At 40.1% G+C, this 23,244-nt stretch carries 20 protein-coding genes; all 20 read left to right on the top strand.

Annotation, left to right across the window (positions count from 1 at the left end; translation table 11 throughout):
• The gene (locus tag DZC72_RS13115; RefSeq protein WP_125223364.1) at positions 1-3,582 is read left to right on the top strand and encodes an Eco57I restriction-modification methylase domain-containing protein; all 3,582 of its coding nucleotides are present in this window, start codon (positions 1-3) and stop codon (positions 3,580-3,582) included.
• The gene (locus tag DZC72_RS13120) at positions 3,579-5,519 is read left to right on the top strand and encodes an ATP-binding protein (RefSeq protein ID WP_125223365.1); all 1,941 of its coding nucleotides are present in this window, start codon (positions 3,579-3,581) and stop codon (positions 5,517-5,519) included. The genes DZC72_RS13115 and DZC72_RS13120 overlap by 4 nt, the downstream gene beginning before the upstream one ends.
• Before the next feature lie 609 nt (positions 5,520-6,128).
• The gene (locus tag DZC72_RS17820) at positions 6,129-6,287 is read left to right on the top strand and encodes a hypothetical protein (protein WP_165869324.1); all 159 of its coding nucleotides are present in this window, start codon (positions 6,129-6,131) and stop codon (positions 6,285-6,287) included.
• 38 nt (positions 6,288-6,325) lie between these two features.
• Positions 6,326-10,333: a hybrid sensor histidine kinase/response regulator transcription factor gene (locus tag DZC72_RS13125; protein ID WP_165869325.1), complete on the top strand. Its 4,008-nt coding sequence runs from the start codon at positions 6,326-6,328 to the stop codon at positions 10,331-10,333.
• Between the two features lie 90 nt (positions 10,334-10,423).
• A complete protein-coding gene (locus tag DZC72_RS13130) occupies positions 10,424-11,299 on the top strand; it encodes a helix-turn-helix domain-containing protein (protein WP_125223367.1) in 876 nt (291 codons plus the stop codon).
• A gap of 72 nt (positions 11,300-11,371) precedes the next feature.
• Positions 11,372-11,950, top strand: a complete 579-nt coding sequence (locus DZC72_RS13135) for a hypothetical protein (protein ID WP_125223368.1) — start codon at positions 11,372-11,374, stop codon at positions 11,948-11,950.
• Between the two features lie 111 nt (positions 11,951-12,061).
• Positions 12,062-12,661 carry a hypothetical protein gene (locus DZC72_RS17890; protein ID WP_207891749.1) on the top strand — a complete coding sequence of 200 codons (600 nt, stop codon included), beginning with the start codon at positions 12,062-12,064 and terminating at the stop codon, positions 12,659-12,661.
• 190 nt (positions 12,662-12,851) lie between these two features.
• Complete coding sequence (locus DZC72_RS13145; RefSeq protein ID WP_125223369.1) at positions 12,852-13,040, top strand: hypothetical protein; 189 nt, start codon at positions 12,852-12,854, stop codon at positions 13,038-13,040.
• Positions 13,041-13,114: 74 nt separating this feature from the next.
• Positions 13,115-13,744, top strand: a complete 630-nt coding sequence (locus DZC72_RS13150) for an SIMPL domain-containing protein (protein WP_125223370.1) — start codon at positions 13,115-13,117, stop codon at positions 13,742-13,744.
• 50 nt (positions 13,745-13,794) lie between these two features.
• Positions 13,795-14,508, top strand: coding sequence for a hypothetical protein (locus tag DZC72_RS13155; protein WP_125223371.1), 714 nt, complete (start codon positions 13,795-13,797; stop codon positions 14,506-14,508).
• A 240-nt stretch (positions 14,509-14,748) separates the two neighbouring features.
• A complete protein-coding gene (locus DZC72_RS13160; RefSeq protein ID WP_207891750.1) occupies positions 14,749-15,072 on the top strand; it encodes a helix-turn-helix domain-containing protein in 324 nt (107 codons plus the stop codon).
• A gap of 490 nt (positions 15,073-15,562) precedes the next feature.
• A complete protein-coding gene (locus tag DZC72_RS13165; RefSeq protein ID WP_125223372.1) occupies positions 15,563-16,750 on the top strand; it encodes a serine hydrolase domain-containing protein in 1,188 nt (395 codons plus the stop codon).
• Positions 16,751-16,864: 114 nt separating this feature from the next.
• A complete protein-coding gene (locus DZC72_RS13170) occupies positions 16,865-17,854 on the top strand; it encodes an AraC family transcriptional regulator (protein ID WP_125223373.1) in 990 nt (329 codons plus the stop codon).
• Positions 17,855-17,959: 105 nt separating this feature from the next.
• A complete protein-coding gene (locus tag DZC72_RS13175) occupies positions 17,960-18,187 on the top strand; it encodes a hypothetical protein (protein WP_125223374.1) in 228 nt (75 codons plus the stop codon).
• Between the two features lie 116 nt (positions 18,188-18,303).
• The gene (locus tag DZC72_RS13180) at positions 18,304-18,798 is read left to right on the top strand and encodes an anthrone oxygenase family protein (protein ID WP_125223375.1); all 495 of its coding nucleotides are present in this window, start codon (positions 18,304-18,306) and stop codon (positions 18,796-18,798) included.
• A gap of 39 nt (positions 18,799-18,837) precedes the next feature.
• Positions 18,838-19,242, top strand: a complete 405-nt coding sequence (locus DZC72_RS13185) for a DUF5367 family protein (RefSeq protein ID WP_125223376.1) — start codon at positions 18,838-18,840, stop codon at positions 19,240-19,242.
• 62 nt (positions 19,243-19,304) lie between these two features.
• Positions 19,305-20,129, top strand: a complete 825-nt coding sequence (locus DZC72_RS13190; RefSeq protein ID WP_125223377.1) for an NmrA family NAD(P)-binding protein — start codon at positions 19,305-19,307, stop codon at positions 20,127-20,129.
• Between the two features lie 25 nt (positions 20,130-20,154).
• Positions 20,155-21,837, top strand: coding sequence for a serine hydrolase domain-containing protein (locus tag DZC72_RS13195; protein ID WP_165869326.1), 1,683 nt, complete (start codon positions 20,155-20,157; stop codon positions 21,835-21,837).
• On the top strand, positions 21,834-22,769 hold the full coding sequence (locus DZC72_RS13200; RefSeq protein WP_125223379.1) for a TolB family protein: 936 nt from the start codon (positions 21,834-21,836) through the stop codon (positions 22,767-22,769). The genes DZC72_RS13195 and DZC72_RS13200 overlap by 4 nt, the downstream gene beginning before the upstream one ends.
• Before the next feature lie 5 nt (positions 22,770-22,774).
• Positions 22,775-23,230 carry a GNAT family N-acetyltransferase gene (locus tag DZC72_RS13205; protein ID WP_243641740.1) on the top strand — a complete coding sequence of 152 codons (456 nt, stop codon included), beginning with the start codon at positions 22,775-22,777 and terminating at the stop codon, positions 23,228-23,230.
• The last annotated feature ends 14 nt before the right edge of the window (positions 23,231-23,244 follow it).

A 23,244-nucleotide genomic window follows, 5' to 3' on the forward strand; every position in this document is an offset into this window, starting at 1 on the left:
ATGAGAGAAAAGGACTTAAAACGGATACTTCAACAACCATACAGTTTCGATAACTGGAAAGAGTTGTTACCTATGTTTTTTAAAAAGGTGCAATACTTCTCTCAGGCTCAAACTTTATTTGATGAGCACGAAAAAGTAGTTCAAGGGAAGCAGATAGGACGAATCACTTTAGATGATGATAAGTCTTTAGCCATTTTTGATGTGGAAGTAACCAACAATGTGGTAATTGCCCGAAACCGAAAGGAGCTACGGGACATTGCCATCAAACACATTGATCAGGACATTACACATGGTGCAATTGTCTTTTTCCACAATCCTACCCAAAAGGATTACCGTTTCTCTTTTATCGCCAAATGGTCAGCCTTGGATATGGAAACCGGGGAATTCAAAAAAGGTGAAACCAAACCCAAGCGTTACACTTATCTGCTAGGCTCAAATGAAGCTTGTACCACAGCAGCAAAAAGACTCCTGACTTTAATCCCAAAGAAAGAAGCAGGCAAAGCCACTATAAAAGAGTTGCAGCAAGTATTCTCTGTGGAGGCTCTGAATCGCGAGTTTTTCAAGTCCTATAGAATCCATTATGAAAAATTCTGGAAATATCTGGCTGAATCAAAATGGCGTGACCAGCTGATAGATACAGAAAAAGAAGAGATTGAAAAGCAAGAAAAAGCCATTCGAGATTTCGTAAAGAAATTACTTGGAAGAATTGTATTCCTGCACTTTCTTCAAAAGAAAGGTTGGATGGGTTGTTCGTCTCAATCGAACGAATGGTTGGATGGCGAGAAACGTTTCATGCAGTTGCTCTTTGAAGAATTTAACCAGAAAGATCGTTTTCATAGCCAATGCCTTACAAAACTCTTTTTCGAAACTCTGAATACCAAACGCCCGAATGGCAAATTTCACATTGATGGACTAGTTGGAAAATTGAACGGCTCACATGTCCCCTATTTAAATGGTGGGTTGTTCGAACCTGAAAAAAATAAAGCAACCCTCAAAGTTGATTTTCCTATTCAATATTTTGAAGAGCTGCTGGAATTCTTTGAACAGTACAATTTCACCATTGACGAAAACAGCCCCGATGACCACGAAGTAGGTATTGACCCGGAAATGCTCGGACACATCTTTGAAAACCTGCTGGAAGAAAACCGTGAAAAAGGTGCATTCTATACGCCAAAAGAAATTGTACAATACATGTGTCAGGAAAGTCTGATCCAATACCTGTATAATCATTTTGGGAAACGGCAAGACATTGACGAGTTCATTCGACAACATTCGGTTTCACCATTCCTGGCAGAACGTGACAATGCTACAAAAGCCAATCAGCTATTGGACAACATCAAAGTCTGCGACCCTGCGATTGGTTCAGGCGCTTTTCCCATTGGTATGATGCAGGAAATCTATGATGCCAAACGCTTTATTTACCCTTACCTCAAAACAAATCAGCCTTTCAACCCGGCAGCCACCAAAAAGAACATTATTCAAAATTCCATTTATGGCGTGGATATTGAAAAAGGTGCTGTAGACATTGCCCAACTCCGTTTTTGGCTGGCATTGGTAGTGGAAGAAGTAAACCCTCATCCCCTTCCGAATTTGGACTACAAGATCATGCAGGGTAACAGTCTGCTTGAACAATATGAAGGCATTGACCTAAGCAAAACCGCTTTGATGGAAGCGCCAACAGCCAAGAATATTACTTTGTTTGAAGAGCCCGAAACCGAATACGGCTTTAGTGAAGAAAAGCGAGAGAGTATCAAGCAACTAGTGAAAGACTACTTTAAAGAAGAAGAAAAAGAAGAAAAAGCCCGCATCCATAAAGCCATTGATCGCATTGTGCTGGACCATATAGATAAATCTCTAGAAGGATTTGAAAACCAACTGCTTATTGAAATAGCCACATTCAAAAAGAGATATAATAGCAAAACAGAACAGCTATCTGATAGTCAGAAAACTCAATACGACAAAAAAAGCAAAGAACTTAAAGAAATTGCCAAACGCCAGCAGCAACTAGAAAACAAAGGCAAAGCCCGTCAAAATCTGCTCAAATTTGAAGAAACAGACGAACGCCCATATTTCCTGTGGCATCTCTACTTTATGAATGTGTTTGAGCAAGGCGGTTTTGATGTAATGATTGGCAATCCGCCTTATATCCAGATTCAAAAGATGGATGATGCCAACTTATATGAGGAAGTTGGTTTCGATACTTTTAGTAGGCGTGGTGATATATATTGTTTATTCTATGAAAAGGGTTTTGATTTATTGAATGATGATGGCACTTTGACTTACATCACTTCCAACAAATGGATGAGAGGTGGTTATGGGAAATCCTTGCGGAAGTTCTTTTCGGAAACCAACACACTTAAAATTCTTGATCTTGGCCCTGGAATATTTCACTCAGCAACAGTGGACACGAATATCTATGTAGGGAAAAACAATGGTTTTGAAAATAATGTCAAAGGTATAGCAGTTGGAAACCGTTTTGAATTGGCTCAACTAGATAATGATGATTTACTGCCGCTTGATGATGTAGGTGAAGATGCCTGGGTTGTCTTAAGCCCCGCAGATTTGAAGATTAGAAACTTTTTAGTAGAAAAAGGTCTCGCACTAAGGGATTGGAAGGTAAAAATAAATTTTGGCATTAAAACCGGCTTTAATGAGGCTTTTATTATCGATGAGATAAAGAAGGATGAACTATTTTCAGAACACTCTTCATCGAAGGATATCGTAATGCCGCTATTACAAGGTAGGGACATTGTAAAATTTGTAACAGAATGGCAGAATCGGTGGATAATTCTTGCTAGTTATGGTTCAAACGAATTCCTTGAAGAAAAGTATCCTGCAGTATTTTATCATTTGTTTTCATATAAATCCAAACTGGAAAAAAGAGGTCAATGCACAAATAAAGGAGGACAAGGTCAACATCACTGGTTAGAATTAGATAACAATCCGTCAGTAAATTACCTGAATCAATTCAAAGAGGAAAAAATAATTTGGAAACGGGTTGGCTCTATTATGCGCTTTGCCTATTCAGATGAAGAAATCTATTGCCTTGACAGCACCTGTATTGCCACCGGAGAGAAAATCAAATACCTAACGGCCGTTTTAAATTCCAAAACTGGGCTTTATCAGCTATTCAAGACTTCACCCCAAACAGGAACGGGAGATCAAATAATAAGTGTACAGGCATTGGAGCCTATGTTAGTCCCTTATCCAGATGACAATACGGAATCGACATTCAATAAACTTGTAGACTATATTCTTTTCATAAGAAAGGAGAAAGAACCCGTATTTGAATCAAAATCCAATGAAGACCTTTCCTTCCGATTTGAAGAAATCATAGACATGATGGTTTACGAAATCTACTTCACTGAAGAGATGAAAGCCAAGGAATTGGATGTCTTACAGTTCATCAATGAAAACACATTTCCCAATATTTCGGAAATGAGTCCCGAGGAGAAAAAAGCGACTATACAAAAGGTGTATTACGAGTTACAGCAAAAGGACAACCCCATTCGGAACCGAATTTTGGTTTCGGAAAGCCGGAGTGAAATCATTAGAAGAATAAATGAAGTAACCGGTTCATGAAACTACACGAACTCCATATCCAGAACTTTAAGTTCTTCCCCAAGCATGACCCTAAAAGCCCGCTTTTAAAAATTGGCGGTAAGAACTTGCTCATTTATGGAGAAAACGGCAGTGGTAAGTCCACTATTTATTGGGCGATATATACTTTACTGGAAAGTGCTTTTAAAGATGGCAATGATGGCAAACAGAAAATCAAAGAGTACTTTACCAAAGGCCATGAAAAAGGCTTAGTCAATATACACACCACAACTGCCCAATCTCAAAAGCCATACGTCAAAGCGGTTCTTGATGATGGTGCGGGTAACCAAAAAGAGTATTTGATAAATGGCGAAGATGCCACCATAACAGCTATTCAAGGTAATTCTGATGTGCGTGAAAGCGGCATGGCCAGTGATTTTATAAACTATCGAGTTTTATTCCGTTTGCATCATGTCAAACATTCCAAGGATAATAATCTGTTCGGCTGGTTTGAAGATGAAATTTTTCCGTACATAATTATTGACCGCATCAGCCGAGTGAATAGTCTTGGAGATGTTTATAAAGACATAAAACAAGGTCCAAAGAAGGTTAAGGACTTTGATGAACCAGATACTGAGGTTTATCCGAATCAAGCTATGCGGCTTCATCCAGAAGATGCAGTAAAGAAAAATTACAAGAAGTATCAGGCGTATGAGCGAAAGCTTAAGAAGTTCAACAGAAAGTTTAAGGGGTACTTGCGAGAACGAGTAATCAGAGCAAACGAAATTCTTCAAAACGATTTTGGTCAAAACTTTGAAATTAAACTGGATTACGAACCCGCAAGAGCTTCAATAACTGCTGACAAACTGAATTGGGCCGACCCAAAAGTTATACTCAAAATTCCGAGATATGAAGGCCGTAGAAATGTGGTGAAACGCGCACATTCTTTTTTGAATGAAGCCAAATGGACGAGCATTGGTTTGAGCATTCGCTTTGCAATTCTGGAAGACTGGACAAACCGTCCCAACACAGCCGAGCTCAAACTCTTGACCATTGATGACATGCTTCTGAGTTTAGATATGAGCAACCGGGATGTGGTTCTTAATCTACTTCTCAATCGATACAGTGCAGATTATCAACTCTTAATGATGACGCATGATCGGTCCTTCTATGAATTTGCGAAACGAAAAATTGAGACCTCTGGAAAAAAGGGAGGCTGGCTTGTCCTGGAAATGTATCAGGATAATTTGGCAAAGCGTGCTCAACCTTATTTTAAACCTCTGAAAACAAGTCTTCAAACTGCAGAAGACTACTTTAAACAACACGATTACCCAGCATGTTCAATTTACCTTAGAAAGGAAATTGAAAGATGTCTTACTAACCTACTTCCACCAAAATACAGGAAAGTTCCAAGCAGAGATGATGTAAATGTTTTGGTTGACGCTAAACTCAATGATATGCTTCTCAATCTGGAAGCCTATTGTATTGAAGACGGAATTGACTATTCTGAACTTTCTGACTTAAAGACCTTCAAAGATGCTTTACTGAACCCACTTGCTCATAATGACCTAGATACACCTTTGTTCAGAGATGAACTAAAAAAGCTAATGAAAGCAATCTCAATTCTTGAAAAAAAAGACAGAGCTAGACCGTTTCATAGGAGCAACAAAAACATGAATTTCAATCTAACTAAACCAGACGGCAGTTACTTTTCGGTGAGGATGAAATCTAAGGAACAAGTTATGCTGCTTGAGGAAGAAGGTAAACCTCCAAGAATTTCCGTTTTCTCCAAATGCAAAGTATCGGGCATTGACAACAATGGAACTGTCACGAATTATGAAGAAAATTTTGATACGCTAAAGGAAGTATACAACGATATGTGCACTCGATTTGGAATTGGAACTCAGCAAGACATTTCGAGAAAATTTGACTATGACGGAAAGACTTTTGATCAGAAAATAGCGGAAATGGGACTATGAAGCCAACCCTTCGCAACCATACACATTGCCAAGTCGCTAGAGAACAACGCTTCTGCAAAAGTTGAGTAAATAGTTTCTGCCCAATACCCCACCAATCATTTCATGTCGTTCCACTACACACACTTCGGACTAAACATAGTGGTGTCCTATGCATCAGTTTAAATAGCGAACAACAGGATGTATTAGGTCCCATTAACAAAGCTCCAACCTATTGTAAAGCCCCGTAACCCCTTCAAGGACAAAATTTTTCCCTATTTTTAGGCTTCCCCCATTTTTAATCCCATCCAACTTGTATACACTGGAACTACGAAGACCTAATCAATTAAAAAGCGCATATGAATAATTTTGTTTGATTAGGTTATTTAACCTAACAGGTAAGCTGTAGTAAAACTTCAGAAACCAACCACCTCCCCACTACCCCACAAATCATTTCGCCGGTTCAACCATACACAGCCAAACAAAAAAGCGATACGGATAAAAATTTAACCCACCGCTAAACCAATTTTCAAACAAGAAATATCGCATATCGCGATATGCGATATTTATCCATAAATGATTGATTTCCTTTAAGTTGTCTACTAATATCGCATTTTGCAATACTAGATATTTATGGAAAAAGGCAATTTACAGCACACGAAATCATGGGAAATTGTGGTGTTGGTAAAAAGGCATTCCCTAGGGATTCAAATGGAGTCATCGGGAAGTACAGGGATACATTGGTCAGAAATTGGTAGGGCTCTTAAAAGAGCTACCCATTTAAAATACTAAAATTGACCGGTTACCGGTTCTACCGATAAATGCTACTTTTGATACAAACAACCTTTAAAGTTCAATTGCTCAGTAAGATTGGAAAGATCATAAGGGATAGTAGGCCACTTGTATATCAATGCTATTGGGTACCATTGCTTTTTTGGTTCACCACGGGCCATGTATTGGGCCAACAGCAGATATCTTTTAGAAATATCTCGGTAAAGGATGGACTTTCCCAAAACAGCGTAGTGGATATCACACAGGATAGTCTCGGCTATCTTTGGATTGCCACCCAAGATGGGCTCAATAGATTTGATGGGCAGGAGTTCCAACATTTTGCTTTTCAATTTGAAGATATTACCAGGCCAAACTACAGTAATTTGGGATATCTCTATACGGACAAACAAGGTGGGTTATGGGTCCTGCCCCAGGACGGGAAATTGAGAAAGTATGCGCCACTCCATTCCCAATTCAACATATATGAAGAACTGGAGAACGCCCACACCGTATATCAAGATGACAACAATACCTTTTGGGTGGGTACCGATCAAGGTCAAATTTTCAAAAAACATGCGGATTCCACACGATTTGAAAATTTTGAAATCGACACAAACCCAATAAGCAGCAGGATACGGCAATTTTTACAACTGGAACAAGACTTTTTATGGGTGTTGACAGACCACCAATGTATTTTGTTCAATACAAGAACCGGAAAAGTCCAGTTTGAACTGAGTAGCCCCAAAGCTGAAAATGGTACCGCGGTAACTTTTAGTAAAATAGTTCCCAAACCGGAAAGCGGCCTCTGGGTAAGCACCTTCGGGAAGGGATTGTATGAAATTGAACATACCTTACAGAGTGTCTCACTGGAACGGGTTACTACATTTTCCGTACCTGAGGACTTGAATATTTTAGACATGTTGCTAGATTCAAAAGATAGGCTTTGGATCGGCACGTATGGAAAAGGGTTGTTTCTAGTAGATGGAAATGCAGTTCGACACTTTATGCCCGACAAAAATGACGAAAGGACGATTCATTATAAGGATATACTTTCCATTTATGAGGACTATCTAGGGGTTCTTTGGTTTGGTACCGATGGGTCCGGCGTATCGTACTACGACGAATATCTTGAAAAATTCAACGTAGTTACCAATGACCAGACACCCAACGATATAAACGTTGACGTGGTAAGGGCAATCACGACAGATGCCGATGGAAATTTTTGGATCGGCACCTCTGGCCATGGTCTTACCAAATACAATCCTAAATTAGGGCAATGGGCAAGTTTTACGACCCAAAATAGCCATCTCACTTCCGATAGGATCATGAGCCTATGCTATGATGGGGACAACAGGTTATGGATCGGGACCCAAGAAGGGGGCCTATGGATTATGGATGCCAATGGCGAACTAAGAAAGGTGACCTCGGTGAATGCAAATACCATTTGGGTGATCTTTGAGGACAAATGGGACAGGTTATGGGTGGGTACGCAAGATCAAGGATTATTTCAGTTAGATGAAAATGGCAAGGTAGTCTCACAGTATCATACTGCTTCTGAAAAGCATCCTTTAACAAGCAATAACATCCGTGCAATATTCAATGATTCCAAAGGAAACCTTTGGGTAGGCACCGAGGACCAGGGGGTCATGTATCTCAATTTTGAGGAAGGCCAAACAGAAATAATCAACGCAGTGAACGATAGGCCCCATCTCTCCACAAATGCCATAAAATCAGTATACCTTGAAAATGATAGATGGTTATGGGTGGGCACTAATGGAAAAGGTATCGATGTACTCGATCTAAAGGAAAGGACAACGAAAAACTACAACCTTGAAAAAGGACTCCCCAATAATGTGGTCTACTCCCTTTTACCGGACCGGCAAAACAACATTTGGATCAGTACCAACAAGGGCATCGCCAAACTTACTCCCTCCAAAAACCATGTTGAACCCCCCTTGGTCGTTCCTTATGACAATTATGATGGCCTTGCGACGGAGTTTAATACCGGTGCTTGGCATATTTCCAAGGATCATCAATTATTTTTTGGCGGTTTGGAAGGTTTCTATTGGTTTGATCCCGCTACCATTAAAATAAACCTAAATCTTCCAAAGACCCAGATTACCCAGTTTTCAATTTTTGACCAACCCACCGCAATGGCAGAGGGAACCCATTTACCATATGACCAGAACACCTTGTCCTTTTCCTTTTCCAGCATGCAATTTTCTTTACCGGAAAAAAACGAGTATCAATATAGATTGATCGATTATGACAAAGATTGGATATACTCCGGCAATAAGAACTATGCGCGTTATCCAAAACTGCCCCCTGGCAACTATACCTTTCAGGTTAAATCCAGTAATTATGATAGAGTCTGGGGACCGGACATTGCCTCCTTTGCCTTCACCATTGACCCTCCTTGGTACTGGAATAGCTTTTCCCAAATTGTGTATTTAATACTCTTCGCATTGTTGTTGTTTACCATATACGCCTATACCAAGTCACGATGGAGGATTCAGACCGATCTAAAATTACAGGAAGCGGAAGCAGACCGACTTAAAAAGTTGCATGACTTTAGATCCAAATTATACATGAATATCGCCCATGAATTTAAAACACCCCTTACGTTGGTTTCCGCTCCCTTGGAAGAGATGATGGCAGACGAGGGAAAACGTATCAAGTCTTCGGACAACTTGAGTTTTGTGAGTCGGAATTTAAATAGGCTGACCAAATTGGTAGATCAGCTCTTACAGTTGGGCAGTCTGGAAGAGGGCAAACTAAAAAAAATGGCGATTTACGGTGATATTACCCTTTTTCTTAGAACCTTGATTGCCTCCTACCAGCCGCAGGCCAAAGAAGCCAATGTCGCCATCAATTCCAAAATAAAGCAAATGCCCTTTTCTTGGTATGACGAGGATATGTTGGAAAAAACCGTGGGCAACTTGATAACAAACGCGCTGAAATATGCCCCAAAAAACACGGAGTGTACCATTTTCGGCACCCATGAAGAGGGTTTCTTGGTCTTACAGGTTCAGAACAAAATTTCTGAAAGCATCGCAACCGAAAAACTTTTTGAGCGCTTTTACCAAGAGAACCATGAGAAGGAGGGAATGGGTATCGGTCTTGCTTTGGTCAAAGAGCTTGTCGATTGGTTCAATGGTGCTATTTCGGTAAAAACCAACTCGGACAACATTAGTTTCCTACTAAAAATTGATGTCAGAAAAAATGCCTTCAAAGACGATGAGCGAGCAGAGATCGCACCGTTTGAAAAAATGGCGGACCCGAACATCGGCCATGAAAAAAATGGGGAAATCAACAAAATCCTCTTGGTCGAAGACGACAGGGAAACAAGAAATTATATCTCGAGTGTTCTTGAACCGGAATATCAGATCATCCCGGCCAAAAATGGGATGGAAGGTTTTGACAAGGCGGTAAAACACCTTCCAGATGTAATCATTTCAGATATTAAAATGCCCATTCTAGACGGGATTGCCCTTTGTAACCAACTAAAATCCGATCAACGCACTAGCCATATCCCATTAATCATGCTCACGGCAAGTTCAGATGCCTCGCAGGAGTTAAAGGCATTGAAAGTAGGTGCCGATGACTATATTTCCAAGCCTTTCAAGACTCAAATTCTAGTGCAAAGAATTCGGAACATGGCCCATATGAAAGTGCTTTGGGCCAACAGGTATAAAGAAAGCTATATTGTAGGCCCAACCGATATCACCGTCCCGCCCGTAGAACATCAATTTTTGAACAAGCTTCAACTTATTCTGGACAAACATCTGACCGACCCATCCTTGAGCTCTCCTAAATTATGTGAGCTAATGGGGTTAAGCCGTATGCAACTGCATCGAAAATTACAAAGTTATACAGGTCTTTCAACCACGGCCTTCCTTCGTTCGCAACGGCTAAAACTAGCCACGGATCTCTTAAAACAAGGTTCGTTGAACGTGAACGAGGTCGCTTATATGGTCGGCTTCAATTCTCCCGGTTATTTTATGAAATGCTTTAAAGAGCAATTTCAAATGACCCCTACCGAGTTTGTGGCGTCCTTAAACGGATAAAAGGCCAACCTGTTACATATGTAAGGTTATTTGATACATAACTACAGTTCTTGCTGAACAGGCCGTCATAGTTTTACCCCAAAAACTATCATGGAAAAGTTTACCTGTACAATCGATGAAATAAGGGCTATCAGCTTTTTTTCAACTTCCCTGTACTTAAAGGAATCCGTAGAGGAGGTTCTTTGGGACATCACTAAAAATGTCATCCACCAACTTGGTTTTGTTGACTGTGTTATCTATACCATGGATTATGATACCATGCAACTTACCCAAAGTGCGGCCTATGGTATAAAAAACCCATGTTCACATCAAATATACAACCAGATCAGATTGAACCTTGGGGAAGGTATCGTGGGTAGTATCGCCCAATCGAAAAAACCGGAAATCATTATGGATACCTCCAAGGATTCCAGATATATCGTAGACGACAGGAATAGGCTATCTGAAATCTGTGTCCCCATTATGGTCAACAATAAGCTATTTGGCGTGATTGATGCCGAACATCCCGATAAAATGTTTTTCAATGAAAAGCATCTTTATCTCTTGACCATCATCGCTTCACTCTGTGCCCAAAAAATCAAAGAACTACAATTAAAATCACGAAAACCCTTTAAAAGGGCCAACCAATATTTCAAGAAATTGGAAGCCTTGATGCATTCTAAAAAAATCTACCGAAACCCCTATTTGAGCCTGACCACTACCGCAGATATACTAGGCATTTCACCATGTTACCTTTCCAGTATGGTGAACAGTATCTTGAACAAAAGCTTTATCGATTTTGTGAACGAGTATCGGATTTGCGATGTGAAAAGAAATTTAAATGCACAGACTTTCGAACATTACACCATTGTTTCGGTCGGACTTGAAGCGGGCTTCAATTCAAAATCCGCATTTTATTCGGCATTCAAAAAACATACGGGCCTTACGCCCTTGGAGTACAAAAACCGCCACTGCGTTATGTCCTGATTTTTTTAAAGTGAAAGATTCGGGAGTTTTATCCTTTTATCACTTGTTAGCTTGGCCAAAAAAACAAAAATCATGAAATCATCAAAAATTTTGGGTTTAATCTTATTGGCCCTAGTCCTTTTTTCTACTTCATGTACCAAAAGCGAGGAAAGCCCGATCGAAGAAAATATTGACGGAACCTATTTACAATTTTCAACGACTACAGGTAACGAGCAGAACGATATAGTACTGTATTCCAATTGGGTGAAAACCGAATTTCCGCAATCCAGCAATTCTGGAAGTGTACAATGGCATCTACCCTATATACCAAACGAACTCCTGAACCTGGACCAAGATGTGGTATTGATATTTGCCAAAAGAAACCACCTGTTCCAATTACCAATGACCGCCCCTACATCAAATGAACATTATACCACGGATTTTGGCAAATATGCAAAAGGGGTGCTGGCCTCAATCAGGGTATATGCCTTTAATTGGCAGACCGAGCCCTTGAACGACATTTTTTTTGGCGCAAACACAGAGGCCATGTTTCGGGTTGTGATAGTACCGGGCCAAAAGATGTTCGAACTCAGCGCAACCAATTCAAATACTATTGAAAGCTTCACTTATGAGGAGTTGGCAAGTAGGTTCAATATACCCGACGGATTATAGCATTCTCAAATGCGATCAAGGTTGTCCGGTTTCTTTTACATCTAAATTTCTTGGACACCCTTGCCTTAAATGTCAAGTAATTTGGTCATCAAATCTTAAATCTTTATAAATATGAAAACAAGAATTTTTTCAAGTAAACTATTGATAATAGGTGCGGTAATACTATTGTGGTCATGCTCTGCGGAGGATGGTGAGGACGGCGCCATTGGCCCTCAAGGACCCCAAGGTGAGCAAGGTATTGCAGGCCCACAAGGTGAACAGGGCGAACAAGGCGAACAGGGAGAACCTGGCACTGCCAACGTCATCTATTCAGATTGGATTCCTCGCGATTTCGAAACTGCAGTAGCCGCCGAGACCAACCAACAGGTATTGACCACGCTCAGCATTATTGACTTCAACTTAACCGAAGATGTGATGCTTGTGTTTGGAAGAAGAGAGGTTAATGCAATTGTTTCGGAGATAAACCAATTGCCATACGTTCTCGCCTCCCAAAGCGAGTTCTATGGGTTTGAAGTGTCCAGCTTCAATGGTGGCAGTACTTTGAGCGTTGAAGCAGCAACACTTGATGGTGGTACTAACTTGTTTACTTTTTTCGATGATTTTCGATATATCATAATTCCAGGAGGTATGCCATCTACAGGAAAGTCTACGATTGACTATACCAAAATGACCTATGAAGAAATTCAAGAGCGTTTTAACATTCCAGAATAGTAGGCTTTTAGTTCCCCCAAATTCTAAATCATGAAAAAAGTATTGGCCATTTACTTGTACCTATTTAATACTGTTGTTGGAGGGGTGTCATCAAAATGATAATAGCCCGGTTGCAAGAACATTTGATTTTTTGGAAGTTACCGCCGGCGCAATCATTGTGGAGGTTAATCCTATACTAAGTCGGGGACCCATGATTTTCGGCAAAAATAAGACCATTTATAATCTATATCTAGGAAAAGGACCCCATTTGAATGTGCCCTTCTCCAGTGGCATTGCCGCAACTTCATTTCAAATCAATAGCCATCTTTACTTAAATACTGATAATTATTGGAAAGTAATCGCAAAAGATGAAAATGGAAACGAAGCATATCCAAATTAATATACGCCCCATGACGACTAGATAAAGTCAGGGTAGAAATACTAAACTGTCAGTTTTATTTAACTATAAGAGACATGAAAATCGTTGAACTTCTTTTTTTTACAATATTGCTTTTGCCGTTAGCCTTACCCGCCCAACAAGAGCAGTCTGTCATTACGGTAAGTGGTTATGCACTGCATAAAGATCCTACACCGACCTACAAGGCAATAATGTCTTTGGGGAATCTTTATTCGAGCCTTCCCTCTGACATAATATCCTTAAAAGCTATGCAAGAGCAGTACCGTGAGGCTTTGGAGGCCAAAGGTATTGCATGGTCGGCCTTAAAAGAAAACCCATACGACTTTGGTTACGAGACCTTGGGCTATGAGAACCAAGGTATCATATACAGCTACGAGACCACTTCGGCCTCTGATATGAAAAAATTTATGCAAGTCAAAACCCATGGTGTACAACGGTTGAATATCATAGCAGTTTTTACAATTGATTCTGAAGAGGGCAAGGGTTTGACCAAGGAAGCCTTACGAAACGCCCATGAAAAAGCCCAAACTATAGCCAACGCAATGGGTAAAGAACTAGGTCCCGTTCAAACCGTTGAGGACTTTAACGGAAAATGGGGAGAAAATATTGAGACCACACTTTATTATGATAAAGATCCCGCCGTTCACCATTATACCCTTTCGGTGACCTATTTGATGTGGGAATAAAAAGAAAAACTCGCAACGAAAAAGTCATGAATTACAAAAACAGAATACACTTGAAAAGCATTTATCTGAAGCTTTTGTTGGCTTTCGGATTTTTTATATTAACCAATTGCAGCACTGATGATTCACGAGAAAGAATCAGCGTTTCCTATGCGTTCGACACCTATGAAACGGTCTTCTGGTCAATTGGTCAGACCACGGCACCTGAAGTCAACTGGCAAGGTGAGGTTGGCACTTTTTTGTTGAAAGACCCCGTTGAAGGGCTGGCAATAGATAATTCTACTGGAATTATTTCATGGGATAAATCGTTGGGTATAGGTAGCCACCCTATTTCAGTGATTGCAATGAACCCTAGGGGATCTGCTGAGGTTGCGCTGACCATTGAAAGCACTTTGGCCCCGAGTAGTTGGCGCGGTGGACAAAACAATAATCCCGAAGAAAGTAACATGATTTTAATTGCGGCAAATAGACAACTTGAATTTTTTGAGGATGGCTCGCTGCAAATTGAGATTTTGGGACAAGAGGGTTCTGAAGGTGTTGGGGTATGGTCAATAGAAGATGATTCCATTGAGATTCATCTTTGTACGTACTGCCCAAATGAGAATCCCTTTGATATTCCACAATCAGACGAACACACTTTTTATACTGGTAAAATAAGAACCTTTGGGACTGATGGGGCAAGTATTTCAGGAAAATGGTACATTATTAGGTTCAACCCGGACTCTACCACCCTTAGGGGCCAATTTGTTTTTAGTGTAGGAGATTGATTTATTAAACACCAGTTATTATAAAAATTTTGACAATCAAATACCTATTACTATTCTTGACCGTTTTGCTTTGCTCTTGCTCGATTGAGGAAGTTAATGTTAAACCCCAATACTGACGTTTCCTCCAATAAATTTGAACAACCTCGGCGATGTGGTTGCGTTTGGTAAAAATTTATCGGGAACAAATAAAAGTCCTGCTATTGAGTACTTTGTAGCTCAAGCGAAGGAACCGGTAATTTCATGTTCTTCAGGATAGAGTCACACTACCGAACAAAACATTCCGCGAGCGATTATGCGGATATGCTGGCGATTACACCCAAGGCCTTATCAAAACTTACCAAATCGCACTTTAATAAAACGTTGACCGACTTAATATCCAAACGCATTATTATAGAAGCCAAAAGGGAACTTTATCTTACCAATAAAACGGTAAAAGAAATTGCCTATGAACTAGGTTATAACGACGAATATTACTTTAGTCGATTTTTTAAGAAAAATGCTGAGGTATCCCCTCAAATTTATAGGGAAACCGTGGGTTTTGACCGAGCCGCCGAGAGTACTTAAGGATTCATACTTTAAAAACCTTATTCGACACCAAAAAATTGAATGATAGAAATTCACACGGGCATTGTCATATTAAATCTCATAAAAAGCCGGAAATTATATTCTTTGTTGGGTTCAAATCATTTATTTTAGGATAGTTTTAAAAGTTAAATCAGAGCACACGCTGCCGCATACGATTTAAGCAAAAAAGTGAAGGTCAACCTCTGGGAAGCCTTGTAAATACTGGGTTTATATCCAATTCATAACCCGGAAGCCGAGGGTTCAAGTCCCTATCTCGCTACTATTTGAAAATCATTCAAAACTTGCGGTTTAGTTCACCTAAACCGCTTTATTTATGCCCTAGGTTACAGATAACCAAAATACCGTCCAACCAATTGAACAATGATGACCCAAAGAATATTTTTTCACTATTTTTAGGCTTCCCCCATTTTTAATCCCATCCAGCTTGTATACACTGGAACTACGAAGACCTAATTAATTAAAAGAGAATATGAAGAATCTTGTCTTAGTAGGGTGTTTAATTTTACTAGTAAGCTGTAGTAAAACTTCAGAAACTAAGGACACCCCAACCACCCAAACGGAAAACCCTGGTAGCACCACGGATACCGTTCCCGAGGAACCTGAGGGAGAACCCGTAACCGAAGAAGAAACGGTAGCGGAAGAGCCCATCAGTTTTGAGAATTTTGAAGCCCAGATCACTTCCTTTATGGAAACCTATCAAGTGCCCGGGCTCCAGGTCGCCATCACCAAGGACGAACAATTGGTATATGCACAGTCCTTTGGGTTTTCAGATGTAGAAAATCAAATTCCCGTTGCGGACAATTCCCTGTTCAGGATTGCGAGTATCTCAAAACCCATCACCTTTATCAGCATGCTCAAACTCAGTGAGGATGGTCAAGTATCCCTGGGTGGCAAGGTATTTGGGGAATCGGGCATATTGGGTACGGAATATGGGGCACTCCCCTACTCCCCGGGCGTACTGGACATTTCCGTAAACGACCTCATCGAGCATAGGTCCGGTTGGACCAACGACCCCTACGACATTATGTTCGACGACCCCAGCCTATCCTACCAGGAACTTTTTTCTGAAATGATCGATAACCGCAGGATAGACGAGACACCAACCTATTATTACCTCAATTTTGGATACGCAGTTTTGGGCAGGGTTGTTGAAAAGGTAAGCAATGTATCCTATGAAGCCTATGTTCAGGAAAACGTTCTTGCCCCTATGGGCATTACGGAAATGAAGATTGGCGGGAACACATTGGATGAAAGACTAGAAAATGAGGTGGTCTACTATCCCAGTACGGAAGGTGCCTTTAGCCCCTACGACATGAATGTCACCAGAATGGATGCCCATGGTGGGTGGATCGCTTCCGCAACGGATTTGGCAAGGTTCATTGTCCATATTGACCGCAGACCCAATGTGCAGGATATTCTACCAACTAACAGATTAAATCGGCCGTATTTTAATTTCTTCAATTGGGTCCATACCGGGTCGCTTCCGGGAACCTCCTCTATCATGAGCAGACATAACGATACCTTCAATTACACCGTGTTAATGAACAAACGGAGCACAAACTATGAGGCCATCTTAAATGCCGTTCAATCCGTCATCAACAACGAGATCGATACCAGAACCAAATGGCCCAATGTGGACTTGTTTGAGGAAGAATAAGCCAAAAAAGCAGAGATACATTCCGTTGGCCTAAATGAAATAGAAGGTGGATGTCCCTTAAAATGCTAAAAATTAATACTATTGTAGATCTCAAGGATTTGGTGAACTATACTAATGAAATATTTCTCTGTTCGTCTTTATAAAAAAATACTTAACTGCGCCATCGCGGAAGGTTTGAATAGGGCGGATATTGAAGATTTACCCATTTCCATTGAAGATGCCGATGATTTAAAATTTGTATCCGCTGATGAATATTTAAGGGCTCACGAGTTGCTTGATAAAAAACTAAGCCCAGGTTTTGCCATAAGGGTTGGGGCGCAAATGAAAATGGATGATTATGGTGTCTTAGGGTTATCATGGAGAACCTGTTCAAAGTTGAGCGAGATTTTTGATCGCAGCGAGCGATACTTTAAGTTACTCTCCAATACCTATCATTGGGAAGTCCAGAATGGAGGGGAGATTTCTCATATAATTCTCAATAGGGATGCAACAAGAAGAGGTATGCAACTGTCCTCCGAAGCTAGTTTAGCGGCTACGGTAGTCGTCACACAGGCGATGTCTGAAAAAGTGTTGTCTCCCATAGAAGTATGCTTTAAACATGACCCTCCCAAAGATTTGAGCAGCTTCAATGAAGCATTTAAGTGTAAAATACATTTCAACCAACCTAAATACTCAATTAGCTATAGCACGGCTGATCTAAATCTAAGAACCGCCAAGGCGGACGCCAGTATTAATGCATATCTCTTAAAACAAGTTGATGAGGAGACTAAAGGTATCAAGATTGCGGGTAATAAGTTTGTAAGGGATGTTGAAGCACTTATCAAAGATGCACTCCCCACTGGTATTCCAAGCATTCACCATATAAGTGATCTTACGGCCATGAGCAATAGGACACTTACCAGAAGACTATCCGAAGCGGGCGTCACCTATCGTGATTTGGTAAAAAAAACCCAAGAACATCTTGCAAAGGAAATGTTAAGCGATAATGCCTACAACATTGGAGAAATTGCATTTTTAACAGGTTTCTCAGAGCAGAGTGCATTTAATCGGGCATTTAAGAAATGGACTGACCTTACTCCTACAGAATTCCGCAAAAATAGCTAGAACCCCATTTTGGCGTAAACTGTCAAATCGTTGTCGTGAAGTGTCAAAAAAATCTTTTGAACGCTACGCACCTTTGTATCATCAAATTAACGATTCGATAAAAGGATGACAACACTAGTAAAACATGCAATCATATTCCTTCTGACGATTAGTACCAGTTCAACGGACCAAAATGCATTGGTCGATGTAAACAACCTAGGCGAAGCGTATCCTCTTAAGAATACAAAAGAACAAGCATTTCAAGTCTTGGAGAACAAATGCAATGTCTGTCACCACACAAGAAACAAGAAATGCGTGTTTACCCCCAAAAAATATGGATACTTGGGCCACTGATATTTATATGCAGGTCTTTATAAAGAAAAGAATGCCCAAGGGTAAGAAAATAAAACTCACCTCCAACGAGTATCAAGACTTATTAACCTGGATATCATCTCCTAAAACAAATCAAAATGGAAGTAAACTTTAAAATTATCGTTTGGATGCTGGGCATCTTATTTACCGGATTAACGGCAGGTCTGTGTTTCACATGGTCCAATGCTATAACACCGGGTATTGGCAGATTGGATGACTACGGCTTCTTACAATCGTTCCAAGCCATGAACCAAGCCATTATCAACCCTAGTTTTCTAATCGTCTTTTTTGGCCCGGTGATTCTGCTGTTCGTCAATGCATTTTTGTATCGCAGCGCACATCCGGCCACCTTTTGGTCCTTTATGCTGGCGGCTGTGCTGTTTTTCCTGGGCATTAGTCTGGTAACGATTTTCAAAAATGTCCCGCTAAATGAACTATTGGATAAAACCGTGCTGGAGAAAGCCACCCCACTGGAGTTGGCAGATTTGCGAAAAACCTTCGAAGAGCCTTGGAACAAGTGGCATACGGTCAGGACAGTTTGTGCTACGTTCTCTTTCATCTTATTGCTTACAGGAATTATAGTCAACAAATAAATATCATATCAACTATCATCAATCAAAAAACGAGCGATCATGAAACTAATTAGAACTATTGGCTTTGGGATATTAATTTGGATAATTGGAGTGAATTTATATGCACTATCCTTTTATCTCCCCATTCTGGAGGATACAGAAAAACAGGCCAACATTTGGCTATCCATAATCATTATTCCCGTGGTTTGGTTTTGTTCCAAACTGTATTTTAAAAAGGGTGTCACTCTCCACGGTCTATGGGCAGGGCTCATTTTCTTTGGTGTTTCGGCAATTCTGGATGCGCTGATCACCGTGCCGTTTACCGTATTGCCCTATGGCGGTACCTATGCCGATTTCTTTATCGACTTCGGCTTTTGGTTCATTGGCCTGGAGTTTATGGCCACCACCTATGTTTACTGGCATGCCAAGGTGCGTAGCAAAATAAGCATCGGAAATTATCAATGAAAATCATCAAAAATTTCAATCACCTAAAACGCAATTAATATCAATTTTTAAAACGAACACACATGAAAACAGAGAACATTTTAGTAATTGGAGGATCCGGCAAAACGGGTCGTCGCGTAGCAGAAAATTTAATGCAAGTTGGGCATAATGTTAGGATTGTCGGAAGAAAAACAACCCCAGCTTTTGACTGGGAAAATCCTGAGACCTATGATGATGCCCTAAAGGACATGGACAGGGCCTATATCGTGTACTATCCAGATCTGGCCGTTCCAGGCTCCAGGGATGCCATCACAACACTTACCGAAAAGGCTCTAGAAGCAGGATTGGAAAAGGTGGTCCTACTTTCCGGTAAAGGAGAATCCGAAGCGGAAGCCTGTGAAGAAATCGTAGCCAACTCCGGACTCAACTATACCCTTGTGAGGGCTTCCTGGTTCAACCAAAATTTCAGCGAAGGAGCCTTTCTAGATTTTATTTTGAAGGGGACCGTGGCATTGCCCATGCCAAAGGCAAAGATTCCTTTTGTGGACGTCAACGATATAGCCGATGTGGTTTCAAAAGTGCTGTTAGATGATTCCTATAATGGGCGGACCATAACCGTTACCGGACCTCAAAAAAGAACCTTTAAAGAGGTCGTTGGCATCATGGCCGAGGCATCCAAAAAACAGATTCAATTTGTGCCCATATCTATAGACGAATTTAAGGATGGTATGCGAAAAGCAGGTCTGCCCGATTCCTATGTGTGGTTGTTTGGGTATTTATTTAAAGAAGTATTAGGAAATCCAGAAAACCAGGAAATTTCCGATGATGTTGCGAAAGTACTTGGTAGACCTGCCATAGATTTTGAAACCTTTGCTTTTAAAACTGCAGAAACCGGAGTTTGGAATTAAGTCTAAAATAATAGATATGTGTAAAATGTTCAAACGAATAATGGCCATGCTACTCGCTTTATTTGCTGCGATTGTATCTGCTCAAAATAATAATGAGCAAATCAATATTCACCATATAGCAACTAAAATCGATAGCCTTTTAAGTAATAATAATGAAAAGGAACCAGGTATTGCAATTGGTCTTGTAAAGGACAATGAATTGATATATGAAAAGTACTTTGGATTGGCGAATCTTGATTATCAGATACCGATTCAGAAAAAGACTTCCTTTCATGTGGCCTCAGTTTCAAAACAGTTTACAGCATTTGCCATTCTTTTGCTTGAAAATGAAGGAAAATTGTCTTTGGAGGATGATATTAGAAACTATCTTCCTGAGATGTATGACTTTGAGCCTACAATTACCATTAGTCATTTGCTAAATCACACAAGTGGCCTGAAAGACAAGTATAATCTACTACGCCTATCTGGCTGGACGCTCGATGATGTGATCACCAATGAACAGGTATTGAAGCTTATTTTTAATCAAGAGACGTTGAACTTCAAACCAAACGACAAGCACATGTACAGCAATGCCAACTATGCATTGTTGGCGGAAATCGTAGCGCGTGTATCAAAGATGTCCTTTGCAGAATTTGCGCATCAGCGCATTTTTAAGCCCCTGCACATGTATGATTCAAAATTTGTAGATCAAAAAGGACAGGTGGTTAAAAACAAAAGTCTTTCCTATTTCAAAGTAGATTCAAGGTATGTTGAAGACCTGTTTAATAACTTCAGTGTTGGTGCTACCAATCTAAACACGACTATCACAGATTTGAGTAAATGGGCCATTAATTATGACACAAAAAAAGTAGGCAACGAAGCCATTTTTAAAAAAATGCAAACCTTACAGCATTTGAATAATGGGGAAACCTATGAGTATGCAAATGGTTTGTTCATTAATAACTATAAAGGGTTCAAACGTTTTGAACATAGTGGCCAAGATGCTAGTTATCAAGCTTATTTGGCAACTTTTCCAGAATTGAATCTCAGTGTGATTTTCACCAATACCAATGGTGAAATCAATGGTGCTAGAATGGTGTATGACATCATGGACTTTTGTCTGGAACAATATTTCATTGAAGAAACCACCCAAAAGTCTTCTGTGGAAAAATTGACACATCAAAAACCAATATCAAAAAAACCTGAGGAGCTACTACGCTATGAAGGTCATTATTGGGATGAAGAAGACAGTTATTCAAGAGAGGTAAAAATAGAAAATGACACCTTACGCTTCATTACCAAAAATGGCAATACTGCCTTAGTGCCCGTGGGTGAGCATGATTTTGAAATTGATATTGATGACTATGTGGGCATCTCCTTTGCAAACAACCAGATGATCATCACACTGGAGGATGGCTATCAGATATATACGGAAAAATATATTCCTGCCCATTACGATGCAACCACCCTTGAGGAATTTACGGGAAGGTATTACAGTTCTGAGTTAAATGCCTATTACTCGTTTTTTATTGAAGAAGACCAGCTAGTCGCAAAACACACAAGATTGGGGGACTTTCCATTAAAAGCGATTAAAAATGACTATTTCAAGGGTAACAAAGGATCTTTTCTAAAAGTAGTCTTTGTAAGAAACTCGTCTAATGAGGTGATAGGCTTTGAAGTATCGAGCAGCAGGGCGAAAAATGTGTATTTTACCAAATTGAAATCATGAAAGCTGTCAAAGTAACTTTTCTATTCTTACTGTTTCTTTTGTTTTCTTGTAAAAAAGAAAGCCCATCAAATTTAACATTGTTGGATGCGAATACTCCCACAGATACTCCTTTGATTTTTGGCAATGGAATTATCTCTACAAACAACTATGAGTTTGCGGTAACCTTTACTCCAGAAATGGACGAGCTCTATTTTACCCGAAGAAAACCAAATGCGGATAATGAAATTTACACTATGAAATTAGTTGACGGCAAGTGGTCCAACCCAGAGCCCGCATTATTCACAGCAACCGAAGGATGGGATTTTGAGCCCCATATTAGTCCAAATGGAGATACACTATATTTTGGTAGCACAAGACCCCTACCCGACGCTACTAAATCAAATGGACTGCACCAGTGGTACAGTAAAAAAGAAGTAAATGGATGGAGTTCCCCATTACCGATGGAGAACCCATTCATGGATAGATCTGTCATTATGTACCTCACGTCCTCAGAGAATGGAAATCTATACTTTACCACGGGAGAAAAGGGGGATAAACCAGAAGATTGGGTTATCTATAAATCGGTTTTGGAAGATGGTCAATATAAAAGTATCGATAGAATGGGACAGAAAATTAATGCCACTGGTAAATGGATAGCCCATTCATACATTGCTCCGGATGAAAGCTATTTGATTTATGATTTTAAAAGTGATTTGGGATTTGGTGATAGTGATTTATACATCAGCTTTAATAAAAACGGGGAATGGACAGTACCTCTGAACTTAGGTCCGAAAATAAATACAGAAAAAACCGAGATGACACCAAGCGTTTCACCAGATGGTAACTTTTTATTTTTCCATAGAGGGAGCAAAGATGATGGTAATATTTATTGGGTGGATTTCAAACAGATCAAAGCAAGAATGGAGAAGAACCTTACTGTCAACAAACACTAGGTAAAATGATAAAATTCAGAAAAGCGAACATCAAGGACGTTTTGAGCATTGTACAGTTGATTGCTGACGATGTTCTTGGCAGCAAACGTGAAAACTTCACCACCCCATTACCCAAAAATTATTACGATGCATTTGAACGCATCAATGATGATTCAAATCAAGAACTCACTGTTGTTATCGACGATAAAGATGAAGTTGTTGGAGTATTTCAAATGACATTTATCCCCTATTTGACATACCAAGGAGGCATTAGAGCACAAATGGAAGGGGTTAGGGTTCACAAGGGACAACGTAATCAGGGGATTGGGAAAAGCATATTTCAATGGGCCATCCAAAGAGCGAAAGAACGTAAGGCCCACCTATTACAGCTGACCACCGACAAAAATCGGCCTGATGCCATTCGTTTTTATAAGTCCCTAGGATTCAAGCCAAGCCATGTAGGCATGAAAATGCATCTTTAACCGTTCTTAATTGA

This window comes from Maribacter algicola (genome assembly GCF_003933245.1).
In the GTDB taxonomy this organism is placed as follows: domain Bacteria; phylum Bacteroidota; class Bacteroidia; order Flavobacteriales; family Flavobacteriaceae; genus Maribacter; species Maribacter algicola.